The sequence below is a fragment of the Xanthomonas sp. D-109 genome (assembly GCF_017746095.1).
Taxonomy (GTDB): domain Bacteria; phylum Pseudomonadota; class Gammaproteobacteria; order Xanthomonadales; family Xanthomonadaceae; genus Xanthomonas_A; species Xanthomonas_A sacchari.
Genome location: NZ_JAGHWV010000007.1, coordinates 102,770 through 115,103 on the forward strand (window position 1 = coordinate 102,770; position 12,334 = coordinate 115,103).

7 protein-coding genes and 1 pseudogene are annotated in these 12,334 nt (G+C 69.8%); 4 read left to right on the top strand and 4 right to left on the bottom strand.

The genetic code is table 11. The annotated features are described in order from the left end of the window. Nucleotides 1-92 precede the first annotated feature (92 nt). Both J7357_RS08130 and J7357_RS08135 read left to right on the top strand, forming a co-directional pair. On the top strand, nucleotides 93-977 hold the full coding sequence (locus J7357_RS08130; protein WP_019799707.1) for a carbon-nitrogen hydrolase: 885 nt from the start codon (nucleotides 93-95) through the stop codon (nucleotides 975-977). Nucleotides 978-1,132: 155 nt separating this feature from the next. Then, on the top strand, nucleotides 1,133-2,413 hold the full coding sequence (locus tag J7357_RS08135) for a TraB/GumN family protein (protein ID WP_209245738.1): 1,281 nt from the start codon (nucleotides 1,133-1,135) through the stop codon (nucleotides 2,411-2,413). Nucleotides 2,414-2,535: 122 nt separating this feature from the next. On the opposite strand, the gene J7357_RS08140 is transcribed toward J7357_RS08135, so the two are convergent. From J7357_RS08140 to J7357_RS08150, 3 genes are read right to left on the bottom strand one after another with little or no spacing between them, the layout of a single operon-like run. Next, nucleotides 2,536-5,622, bottom strand: coding sequence for an efflux RND transporter permease subunit (locus J7357_RS08140; RefSeq protein WP_209245739.1), 3,087 nt, complete (start codon nucleotides 5,620-5,622; stop codon nucleotides 2,536-2,538). After that, nucleotides 5,619-9,128, bottom strand: a complete 3,510-nt coding sequence (locus J7357_RS08145; protein WP_209245740.1) for an efflux RND transporter permease subunit — start codon at nucleotides 9,126-9,128, stop codon at nucleotides 5,619-5,621. The genes J7357_RS08140 and J7357_RS08145 overlap by 4 nt, the downstream gene beginning before the upstream one ends. Then, entirely contained in the window at nucleotides 9,128-10,246 is a 1,119-nt protein-coding gene (locus J7357_RS08150) for an efflux RND transporter periplasmic adaptor subunit (protein WP_209245741.1), read from the bottom strand. The genes J7357_RS08145 and J7357_RS08150 overlap by 1 nt, the downstream gene beginning before the upstream one ends. Nucleotides 10,247-10,439: 193 nt before the next feature. Here J7357_RS08150 and J7357_RS08155 point away from each other — a divergent pair, with 193 nt between their 5' ends. Together J7357_RS08155 and J7357_RS08160 are read left to right on the top strand one after the other, a co-directional pair. Next, nucleotides 10,440-10,823 (top strand): cytochrome c, encoded by a 384-nt coding sequence (locus J7357_RS08155; protein WP_026143839.1) that lies wholly within the window; start codon nucleotides 10,440-10,442, stop codon nucleotides 10,821-10,823. Between the two features lie 7 nt (nucleotides 10,824-10,830). Further along, nucleotides 10,831-11,292: a cytochrome c gene (locus tag J7357_RS08160; protein WP_019800789.1), complete on the top strand. Its 462-nt coding sequence runs from the start codon at nucleotides 10,831-10,833 to the stop codon at nucleotides 11,290-11,292. Nucleotides 11,293-11,702: 410 nt separating this feature from the next. On the opposite strand, the pseudogene J7357_RS08165 reads toward J7357_RS08160, so the two are convergent. Beyond that, a pseudogene (locus J7357_RS08165) lies at nucleotides 11,703-12,334 on the bottom strand (transmembrane repetitive protein); the annotation flags it as partial.

Sequence of the window (12,334 nt, forward strand, 5' to 3'; positions counted from 1 at the left end):
CCGCCACGCGCGGCGCGGGATTCATCTCCCTGGAACCTGCCGCGCGGCCATCCGCGCTACCATGCCGGTTTACCGCGAACCTTGATTCCGCAATGAGCCGAAACACTCTTTCCGTCGCGCTGATCCAGGAGCGCAACCACGGCGACGCCGCGGCGAACCTGGCAGCGATCGAATCGCGTGTGGCCGAGGCTGCCGCGCAGGGCGCGCAGCTGGTGCTGCTGCAGGAACTGCACAACGGCGCGTACTTCTGCCAGCACGAGTCGGTGGACGAATTCGACCTGGCCGAGCCGATTCCCGGCCCCAGCACCGAACGCCTGGGCGCGCTGGCCAAGCGCCATGGCGTGGTCCTGGTCGGCTCGCTGTTCGAGCGCCGCGCCGCCGGCCTGTACCACAACACCGCGGTGGTGTTCGAAAAGGACGGCAGCCTGCTGGGCAAGTACCGCAAGATGCACATCCCCGACGATCCGGGTTTCTACGAGAAGTTCTACTTCACCCCGGGCGATCTGGGCTTCACCCCGATCCAGACCTCGGTCGGCCGCCTCGGCGTGCTGGTGTGCTGGGACCAGTGGTATCCGGAAGCGGCGCGGCTGATGGCGCTGGCCGGCGCCGAACTGCTGCTGTATCCGACCGCGATCGGCTGGGACCCCAACGACGAACAGGCCGAGCAGGAACGCCAGCGCGATGCCTGGATCCTCAGCCATCGCGGCCATGCGGTGGCCAACGGCGTGCCGGTGTTGAGCTGCAACCGTGTGGGCCACGAGCCGTCGCCGCTGGGCGCATCGGGCATCCAGTTCTGGGGCAATAGCCATGTGCTCGGCCCGCAGGGCGAGTTCATCGCCGAGGCCGGCGCCGAGCCGACCGTGCTGGTCTGCGACGTCGACCTGCAGCGCAGCGAGCACGTGCGGCGGATCTGGCCGTTCCTGCGCGACCGCCGCATCGATGCCTACGGCGACCTGCTGAAGCGCTACATCGACTGACCCGCAGCGCCGTGCCGGGTTGCCAGTGCAGCGCCGTTGACTGCGGCACGGCGCGACCAGGTCGCAGGCGCCCATGCCAGTCGCGGCCGATGCCCTCACACCCCCATGCCCGCTGAGCCCCGGCGCCGACGAGGCGCCCTCCGATGAGTGATGGAATGAACGAACTTTCCCAGGCCGACGGCGACGATGCGCTGTTCGACGGCCAGCCGTACCGCATCGTCGAACGCGATGGCATCCGCTACACCCTGCTCGGCACCGCGCACGTGTCCCTGGCCAGCGTCGCTGCCGTGGAACGGGCGATCGGCAGCGGCCGTTTCGACGCGGTGGCGGTGGAACTGGATCCGCAGCGCCTGCAGGCGCTGACCGATCCGGACGCGCTGACCAAGCTGGACCTGGTGCAGGTGATCCGCAAGGGCCGCGTGGCCCTGTTCGCCGCCAACCTAGCGCTGGCCGCCTACCAGCGGCGCCTGGCCGAGCAACTGGGCATCGAGCCCGGCGCCGAACTCAAGCGCGCGGTGCTGCTGGCGCGCGAACGGCAGTTGCCGGTGTACCTGGTCGATCGCGAAGTCGGCCTGACCTTCAAGCGTGCGTCCAGCCGGCTCGGCTTCTTCGGCAAGCTGAAGCTGGCCAGCGGCCTGCTCGGTGGCCTGTTCGCCTCCGACGAGGTCGGCGAGGCGGAGATCGAGAAGCTCAAGCAGGGCGACATGCTCGAGGCCAGCTTCGGCGACTTCGCCAGCGAGAGCCCGGCGCTGTACGAAACCATCATCGCCGAGCGCGACCGCTACATGGCCACGCGCTTGCGCGAGGAACGGGCGCAACAGCGCGCGCTGCCGCTGACCGACAATGCCGAACCGCTGGAGGGCGCGCCGTCGACCGGCGTGCGCGAGGTGCTGGCGGTAGTCGGTGCCGGCCACCTGGCTGGCTTGGCGCGGCATCTGCAGGGCGACCAGGACGATCCGGCGACGCTGCGCAAGGCGCTGGAAGACGTGCCGACCAAGAAGAAGGTGCCTTGGATCACCCTGACCCTGACCGCGCTGGTGCTGGGCGGCGTGGCCTGGGGCTATTGGCACGGCGGCTTCGCGCTGGGCACCGACCTGCTGCTGCAGTGGGTGCTGTTCACCGGCGGCCTGGCCGGGCTGGGCTGCATCCTCGCCGGCGGCCATCCGCTAAGCGTGATCGCCGGCGCCATCGCCGCGCCGCTGAAGCCATTCCGCCCCGGCGTGCCGGCCGGTGCGTTCAGCGCCCTGGTCGAGGTGCACATGCGCAAGCCGGCCTATGGCGATTTCCTGGCCCTGCGCGACGACGCGCAGAACCTGCGCGGCTGGTACCGCAACCGCGTCTCGCGGGTGGTGCTGACCTTCCTGCTGACCAACCTGGGCAGCATGCTCGGCGTGTGGCTGGCCGGCTTCCGCATCTTCGGCAAGCTGGCGGGTTGAGCGACCCCGCGCGGCGGCCAACGTCGCCGCGCACGTTTCACCCTTGTGGGAGGGGCTTCAGCCCCGACGCCGTACCGCGTCGGGGCTGAAGCCCCTCCCACAGGTCGTTTGAAGCCTCCGGATCAGGACACCAGCTGCGCGGCCACACCGCGACGCCCACGCGCGCGCCGCACCAGGTTGGCCACGCCGTTGCTCAGATCGTCCAGGATCGCGTAGATGGTCGGCAGGAACAGCAGGCTGACCACGGTCGAGAACGCCAGGCCGCCGGCGATGGCGCGTGCCATCGGGTAGTAGGCCGGGCCGTCGCCGAACATCTGCGTGGTGGTCAGCGAGATCGGCACCATCGCCAGGATCGCCGTGCCCATGGTCATCATGATCGGCCGCAGGCGCTCGCGCGAGCCTTCGATCAGCGCCTCGGTACGACCCAGGCCGCGCCGGCGCAGGTTGTTGATGTGCTCGATCATCACGATGCCGTTGTTCACCACCACGCCCATCAGCACCAGGATGCCGATGAAGGCCATGATCCCGAAGCTGGTGCCGGTGATCCAGAACAGCCAGAACACGCCGAACACCGAGAACAGCACGCCGCTCATGATCGCCACGGGAAACAGCAGCGATTCGAACATCGCGGCCATCACCACGTAGATCATCACCAGCGCGATCAGCAGGTTGAACAGCATCTGCTTGCTGGCCTGATCGTCGTCCTGGCCGTCCGCGCCGTCGAAGCTGTAGCGATAGCCGACCGGGAAGTCGACCGCCTTGAGGGTGTCCTCGATCGCCTGCTTGGCTTCCGGCGCGGTGACCTTGGCGCCGAGGTTGGCGGTGATGGTCAGCGTGGTCTGTCGATTGGTGCGGGCGATCTGGGTCGCGGCGGCGCGCGGTTGCGTCTCGACCAGGCTTAGCAAGGGCACGCTGCGCCCGTCCTGGGTGCGCACGTTGAAGCTGTCCAGGTCTTCCGGCGAGGTCTGCTCGGCGCCGGCGAAGCGCACCCACACCGGCACCTCGTTGTCGCCGTGGCGGAACTCGCGCAGCGACGCGCCGCGCAGCGCCAGGCCGACGAAGCTGGCGACCTGCTCGGCGCTGAAGCCGAACGCGGCGGCGCGCTCGCGGTCCACCCGCACCGCCAGTTCGGTGCTGCGGTCGCCGCTGTCCACGCGCACGTCGCGCAGTTCCTTGCGCCGTGCCAGCAGCGGCACCACGTCGTCGGCGAGCGCGCGCAGCGCCTCGGTGGAATCGCCGACCAGTTGTACCTGCACGGTCTGCCCGCCACCGTTGCCGCCATCGCCGCCGTTGCTGTTGCCGACGTGGAAATCCACCCGCGCCGAACGCGGCAGTTCCTTGCGGATGCGTTCCATCAGGGCCGGCAGGTCGCGGACCTGCTTCAGATCCACCGTCAGCGTGGTGCTGCTGCCCTCCTCCTCGCTGAACCAGGAATACACCTGGGTCACGTGGTACTGCGCGCGCCGCGCATCGATGAAGCGCTCGAGCCGGGTCACTTCCTCGGCCATCTGCTCGCGCGTGTAGGCGCCCTTCCACTGGTAGCCGATGAAGACCTGCTCGCCGCCGTCGCCGCCGAACATGTCCTTCTTGGTCTGCATCATCGGGATCACGCTCAGCGCGCTGATCAGCACGATCGCGCAGACGCTCCAGCCGCGATGCGCCAGCGACCAGGCCAGCACCCGCGCGTAGCGGCGCTGCAGGCGCGGGATCAGCCCGTGCGGGGAATGCAGCAGCGCCGGGGTACGCATGCGCGCCGACAGCATCGGGATCAGGCTCACCGCCACCAGCCACGATGCCAGCAGCGACACCGAGATGGTGATGGCGATCTGCGACATGAAGATGCTGATGTTGTTGGTCTCGCCGAACAGGTTCGGCAGGAACACGATGCAATGGCACAGGGTGCCGGCCGACAGCGCGATGGCGACGTTGCGGGTGCCGACGATGGACGCGCGCTGCGGCTGGTCGGGCATGCGCTCGCGCTCCTGGTAGATGCTCTCCACCACCACCACCGCGTTGTCCACCAGCATGCCCACCGCCAGCAGCAGGCCCATCATGGTCAGGATGTTGAGGGTGACCCCGGCGAAGTACATGAAACCCAGGGTGATCGCGAAGCAGATCGGGATCGCCAGGGTCACCATCAGGGTCGACGGCCAGTGGCGCAGGAAGAAGAACAGCACTGTCACCGACAGCAGCAGGCCGACCGCGCCGGCTTCGGCCAGTTCCGCCAGCGACGAAGTCACCGCCTTGCCCTGGTTGTCGATGACCTTGATCTGCACGTCGCTCAGCGCCGGCTGCTTGCGGATCTGCTCGACCTCGGCCAGCACCGCGCGCGAGACCTCGACCAGGTTGGCGCTGCGCTCCTTGAACACGTCCAGGCCCACCGCCGGGCGCCCGTCCAGGCGCCGGCCGTAGCTCATCCGGGTCGGCTTCAGCCGCACCTCGGCGATGTCGCCCAGGCGCAGGCCCTTGGCGTCGATGACCAGGTCGCGCAGTTCCTGCAGGTCGCGCAGTTCGCCGATCGGCTGCACCCGCAGGCGCTGGCCGTTGTCGTCGATCTGCCCGGCCGACAGCGAGAAGTTGAGCTTGCCCAGGCGCTCGCTGAGCTGGTTGAGGCTGAGGTTGTGCGCGCTGAGCCGGTCCGGGGCGATGGCGATCTCGACCTCGTTCGGCGGTGCCCCGGACACCGACACCTTGGCGACCCCGGGAATGCGCTCCAGGCGACGCTTGAACTCGCGATCGAGCATGTCGTACGCGCCGGTCAGGTCGGCCGCGCCGGCCAAGCGCACCTTCAACACCGGCTGGTCGCTGCTGGACCACTTGAACACGTTGTAGCGCCGCAGGTCGGTCGGCAGGTCGGCGCGGATCGCGTCGATGCGTTCGCGCGCATCGGAGGCGGCGATGGCGATGTCGCGGTCCCAGTCGGAGAACTCGATGAAGATGTTGGCGCCGTCGGCGGTGGCGGTCGAGCGCATGCGCTTGATCCCGGTCATCGTCGCCAGCGCTTCCTCGGTCGGCCGCACCAGGTTGCGCTCGACCTCGTCCGGGGTCGAACCGGTGTACGGCAACTGCACGAACAGGAACGGCGCGGAGATGTCCGGCAAGGCCTCCAGCGGCAGGCGGAAGGCGGCGATCAGCCCGACCACCACCAGCGACACGAAGCACATGATGGTGGTGACCGGACGGCGGATGCTGAATTCGGCGACGCTCATGCCGGCGCGCCCTCGCCGTCCTGCAGGCGCTGCTCGCCGTTTTCACGTTGCCGCGCACGCCGCCCGCGTTCGGCGTAGTACGCGTCGGCGCGGCGGTCCAGGCGGTCGTAGACCACCGGGATCACCAGCAGGGTCAGCAACGTGGACACCAGCAGCCCGCCGATCACGGTGATCGCCATCGGCGCGCGCACCTCGGCGCCCTCGCCGCTGGCGATCGCCAGCGGCAGGAAACCGAACAGCGTGCACAGCGTGGTCATCACGATCGGCCGCAGCCGCGAGCGTGCGCCTTCGATCAGTGCGGCGCGCTTGGCCACGCCCTCCTCGCGCAACTGGTTGACCTTGTCGATCAGGATGATCGCGTTCTTGGTGACCAGGCCCACCAGCAGGATCAGGCCGATGAACACCACCACCGACACCGGCTTGCCGGTCAGCAGCAGCGCCAGCACCGCGCCGACCAGCGCCAGCGGGATGGTGAACAGGATGACGAACGGATGCAGCAGCGACTCGAACTGCGAGGCCATCACCAGGTACACCAGGAACACCGCCAGGCCGAACGCGAACAGCAGCGAGCGCGCCGACTGCGCCAGTTCCTCGCCCTGCCCGCCGATGTGCATGCCGACGCCGGCGCCGAGCGGATCGCGCGCCACCATCTCGCCCACCTCGCGCACCGCCGTGCCCAGGTCGATGTCGCGCAGGTTGGCCGAGACGATCGCCACGCGGATCTGGTCGGCGCGGTGGATCTCGCTGGGACCGGTGGTGGCGACCACGTCGGCGACCGCATCCAGCGTCACCGGCCGGCTGCTGCCCGGATTGACGATCAGCCGGCGGATGCTGTCGATGCTGGCGCGGTCGCTCTGCTGCGCGCGCACCAGCACGTCGATCTTGCGGTCGCGGAAGCTGTAGCGGGTGGCGACGTCGCCGCGCACCTTCTTCACCACCACGTCGGCGATCTGCCGCGTGGTCAGCCCCAGCGCGCCGGCGCGCTCCTGGTCGAAGCGGATCTGGATCTCCGGGAAGCCCTCCTCCACCGTGGATTTGACGTCGGCGAAGTGGCCGTTGCCGCGCAGCAGCGCCGCCAGCTTCTGCCCGGCGTGCTGGATGGTCTGCAGGTCCTGGCCGCGCAGTTCGATCTCCAGCGGCGTGGAGAAACTGAACAGCTCCGGCCGGCTGAAACCGACCTGCACGCCCGGGTGGTTGCGCATCGTCGCGCGCATGCGCTCGCTCTGCTGCGCCTCGAACTGCGCGCTGCCGCCGCCGGCCATGGCGATGGTCAGCTTGCCGATGTTCTCGCCGCTCTCGGTGGGGCTGGCGTCGAGCCGGGTACCACTGCCGCTGACCCCGTACAGCGCCTGCACGCCGGCGTCCTTGCCGTGCACGTCCTGCAGTTCGCGCACCAGCGCGTCGGTCTGCCGCAGCGGCGTGCCGGCCGGCAGCTTCACCGTCATCTCGAAGCGGTCCTGCGCCAGCTGCGGGATCAGGTCGGCGCCCAGCAGCGGCGCCACCGCCAGAGTCGCGGCGAAGGCCAGCGCCGCGAGCCCCAGCACCCAGCCCGGACGCGCCAGCGCGCCGGGCAGCAGCCGCAGGTAGCCGCGCTCGGCCAGCGCGTACGGCGCCATCGCCAGGGCGCTGGCCTTGCGCATCACCGGCGCGACCACCGCTACCGCGCCGCGCCACAGCCGCACGCACAGCCAGGCCACGCCGAAGAACACCCCCCGCACCGCCGCACCGGCGCCGCGCCGGCTCCAGGCCAGCGGCTTCAGCCAGCCGCGCCGCGGCTGCCAGTGCGGCGGCGCCGGTTCCACCGGAAACGCCAGCGGCGCACGGCCCTTCAGCGAGCTGAGCATCGGGATCAGGGTCATCGACACCACCAGCGAGATCGCGATGGCGATCGCCACGGTCAGCGCCTGGTCGCGGAACAGCTGCCCGGCCACGCCCTCCACGAACACCAGCGGCAGGAACACCGCGATCGTGGTCAGGGTCGAGGCGACCACCGCCATGCCCACCTCGCGGGTACCGACGATCGCCGCATCGAGCACGCTCAGGCCGCGCTCGCGCGCCTTGGCGATGCTTTCCAGCACCACGATCGAATCGTCCACCACCAGGCCGGTGGCCAGCGCCAGGCCGCCCAGCGACATCACGTTGAGGCTCAGGCCGAGCCGGTCCATGAAGAAGAACGTGGTCACGATCGACACCGGCAGCGACAGCCCGATCACGAACGTGCTCCAGCCATCGCGCAGGAACAGGAAGATGATCAGGATCGCCAGCAGGCCGCCGATCACCGCATCCTTCTTGACGTCGCCGATGGCGTGCTCGATGAAGCGCGACTGGTCCTCCAGCGTGGTCAGTTCGGCGTCGGCCGGAATCTGCGCCTGCAGTTGTTCCAGGCGCTTGCGCAGCGCCGCCGCGGTGGCCACGGTGTTGGCGTCGCCCTCCTTGTAGATGGCCAGTTCCACCGCCTCCTTGCCGCCCAGGCGGATGATCGCCTCGCGCTCCTTGTAGCCCTGCCGCACCTGCGCCACGTCCTTGAGCCGGATCGGCATGCCGCCGGCGACAGTGGTCGTCGTGCTGGAGGTCGCGCTCTGCGCCGCCGACGCCGCGGCCAGCGCCGCTTCCGAACCGGTGGAAGCGGCGATCGCGTACATCTGCTGCAAGGCCGCGTCGGCCGCGTTGCCGCCGGCGCCCTGGGTAGTCAGCAACAGGTTGCGGATCTCGTCCAGGTCGGCGAACTGGTTGACCGTGCGCACCAGGTAGCGCTGCGTGCCCTGCTCCAGGCGCCCGCCGGAGAGATTGACGTTCTCGTCCTTGAGCCGCGCGATCACCGTGTCGATCGGCATGTTGAGCTGCGCCAGCCGCTGCTGGTCGATGTCTACCTGGATCTCGTCCTCCAGCCCGCCGCCGACCTTGACCGCGGCCACGCCCGCCACCGGCTCCAGCTTTTTCTTCAGGTCCTCGTCGGCGTAGCGACGCAACTGGGTCAGTGCGCGCACCGCCTCGGCATCGGTGTGCGCGGCGGTCTTGCTCGACAGCACCAGGCGCATGATCGGCTGGGTGGAGGGATTGAAGCGCAGCAGCACCGGCGCCTTGGCCTCCAGCGGCAGCGACAGCGCCTCCATCTTGTCGCGCACCTCCAGGCTGGCCTGGTCCATGTTGGTGCCCCAGGCGAACTCCAGCACCACGTCGCTCTGTCCGGTGCGCGAGACCGACTTGAGCTTGCGCAGGTTCTTGACCACGCCGACCGCTTCCTCCACCGGCTCGGTCACCAGCGTCTCGATCTCCGACGGCGCGGCGCCGGCGTCCTCGGTGCGCACGGTCAGCGTCGGATAGCTCAGGTCCGGCAGCAGGTTGACCTTGAGCCCGTGCAGCGCGATCGCGCCGAACAGCAGCATGGTCAGCGTGATCATCGCGATGGTCACGCGGCGGCGGGTGGCGAATTCGACCAGGCCGCCGCCGTGTGCAGCGGCAGTTGGCGGTGGGACGTCGTGCGCGTCGCGACCGGCGCCGTGCATCAGCGCGCTCCGGCGGCGGTGGCAGGCGCAGCGTCGGCGACCTCGCGCTGCGGCGCGATCACCTGCACACGGCTGCCGTCGCGCAGCGCGACCTTGCCGGCGGTGACCACCTGATCGCCGGCCTGCAGGCCCTGGCGGATCTCCACCCACGGCCCTTCGGCATAGCCCAGCGTCACCGGCACCCGCGCGACCTTGCCGGCGACCACGCGGAACACCGCCGGCTCGCCATCGTCGAGCAACGCCAGCCGCGGCACCACCAGCGCATCGGTGCGCTGGTCGTAATCGATGCGGATGCGGCCGAACATGCCCGGCTGCAGCGCTTCGGCCCCCTCGTCGAAGGCGCAGACCACACGGAAGGTGCCGCTGCCGGCATCCACCACCGGCGCGATGCGGTCGACCCGGCCGCGGAACTGCTTGCCCGGCAGCGCATCGGCCAGCAGGGTGACCGGCTGCCCGGTCTTGAGCGTGGCCAGTTCGCGCTCGGGCACGTTGAGCGTGGCCTCCAGCCGCGAATCGTCGACGATGCGGAAGATCGGCGTGTTGATCTGCACGAAGTTGCCGGTCTTGATCGAACGCGAGGCGATGACCCCGGAGATCGGCGCCACCACCGTGGCGTAGGACAGCTCCAGCGCGGCCAGTTGGTGCTGCGCGCGCACGTTGGCCAGGTCGTACTTGATCTGGTCGACGTCGGCGGCGCTGACCAGTTGCTGGCCCACCAGTTGCTGCGAGCGGCGGTAGTTGTTCTCCAGCTTGCGCAACTGCGCCTCGCTCTGCGCCAGCGCCAGGCGCGCGCGGTCCGGGTCCAGCCGCACCAGCGGCTGCCCGGCGCGCACCTGCTGGCCTTCTTCGGCCAGCACCGCCAGGGCCACGCCGGAGGTCTTGGCGACCACCTGCGACTCGGCGCGCGCTTCCAGCGCCGCGGTGCCGCTGTAGCTGGCCGCCACCGCACGGCGACTGGCCGCCGCCACCTCCACCGGCACCGCCTCCGGTGCCTTTTCGCTGTCGGCGGCCTTGGCCTTGGCCTCGGCGGCCGGCTTGCAGCCGCCGAGCAGCAGCGTGGTGGTGACCAGCAGCGCGGCAGCGCAAGTGGCAGTGCGGCGCATCAGCGGTCGCGTCATCGTCGTGTCCTTAGTGGATGGCGTGAATGGTGTTGTAGATAAGTAGATCACCAAACAACGTCGTGCCGTATGCGCCAAAGGTCACGGGTGCCCGCCGCCGCCAGTTTCGGAGCCGCGAAAGGTGAGGCTATACTCGGGCCGTTCCGTGTTCCCCCACGCCGGAACCCCAATCCGTCCTCCGGACCACGAAACCATGCGCACGCAGCCGCTAGCCGCTTGTTTTGCTCTGGCCGTACTCGTTTCTGTTGGGGCCGCCCCGGCCATGGCGCAGACCGCGCCGGCGCCCGCCGCTCCCGCCGCCGCAGCCGCGGCGCCCGCCCCTGTGCAGGGCAATGCCGCCAACGGCCGGGTGCTCACCTACACCTGCCAGGGCTGCCACGGCGTCACCGGCTACAAGAATGCCTATCCCAGCTACCGCATCCCCAAGATCGGCGGGCAGTCGGCGCAGTACCTGACCCAGGCGCTGACCGAATACCGGCTCGGCAAGCGCAAGCACCCGACCATGCAGGCCCAGGCGGAAAGCTTCTCCGACCAGGAGATCGCCGACATCGCCGCTTTCCTGTCCACCCTCAAGTAGGCCTCCCATGCCGAACGCCGCGCACGCCTTGCGTCCCGCCCTCGTCCTGCTTGCCGCCCTGTGCCTGGGGGCCTGTTCGCAATCGCAGGTGGAATCCACCAGCAAATCCGCCGGCGACCCCGGCCATGCCAGCGGCGAGCACGGCTCCGGCTCCTCCGCCGGCCTGCCCGGCGGGCGCATCGAGGCCGGCGACAAGCTCGCTCACGCCAAGGGCAAGGCCACCGGGCAGAGCTGCATCGACTGCCACGGCGCCGATGGCAACGCGCCGATCGACCCGACCTATCCCAAGCTCGGCGGCCAATACGGCGACTACCTCGCGCACGCGCTGCAGGCCTATCGCGGCGGGACGCGCACGCATCCGCTGATGAGCCCGCAGGCGGCGCAGCTCAGCGACCAGGACATCGCCGACCTGGCCGCCTACTTCGGCTCGCGCAGCAGCCAGCTGCGCGATCTGCACGGCGTGAATTGAGTGCAGCACGCGCAGGCAGCCACGCACACCGCATGACGTGCGTGGTCGCCTGCATCATGGTGCACTGCTGAGCAAGCGGCGACGCGCTCGCACACATTCGCGCTCCGGATGCGCGTTCGCATCACGCGCAATCCTGTCGCTCCGGCGCCATCCAACGCGAGGGCCCCACGTAGGACCGGCTTCAGCCGCGACCGGGCTTCACCAGGAACGCCCGTCGCGGCTGAAGCCGCTCCTACGAGACAGCACGCCGTGCGCGACAGGTTTTTTGGAGCTGCCTTTTCGCTGCGACGAGCCCTCGCAGGGAAAGCCGTGCCGCTGAAGCCGCCCGCAGTGCAGCCGCGTCGCTTCGCGTGTGCTGAAAGCAGGTGATGTGCGCTGCCCTCTTCTGACACCAAGCCGCACCCGGCCACTCAGCGACTGCCGTTGTCTTCCTGCAACTCGCGCTTGAACGGGACGTTCGGCGGCGGCCGTGCGCCGGCCGGCTGCTCGTTGAGATTGGGATCGGTGATGCTGCAGCCGCCGCCCACCTGCAGGATCGAGATCACGCAGGAAATGCTGCTGGTGGTTCCGGGAATCGGGATCTTCACCGACTTGATGCCGCGCCGCACCCACTCTTCCAGCAGCGTCGCGTTCGGCAGCCAGTACTTGTCGAACGAGGTCGGCGTGTAGTCGTACGGTGGACGCTTGAGCCACTCGCCGGTCTTTTCGATGCGCTCGCGCGTCCAGGTGTCGGTCTCGGAGCCGGGCGCGCTGCGCGCCGGCGCCTGGTCGTTGCCGCGGCCATCGGCCAGGCGCACGCTGCCGTCGGCATTGAACAGGCCGCCGCCCTTGCTGGCGCCCGCACCGGCATCGCCTGGGCGGTTGCGGGCGGCCGCACCCCAGTCGTCGCCGCGCTGCGGCGTGGCCCAGCCGCCATCGCGGGCGACCGGCGCAGGACCGCTGCCGGGGGTTGCGGCCTGACTGCCGGGCGGCGCGGTGCCGGCCGCAGCGGCGGTCGGCTTGGCAGTCGCACTGGCCGCAGCGGCGGCAGCGGCGGCCGGCG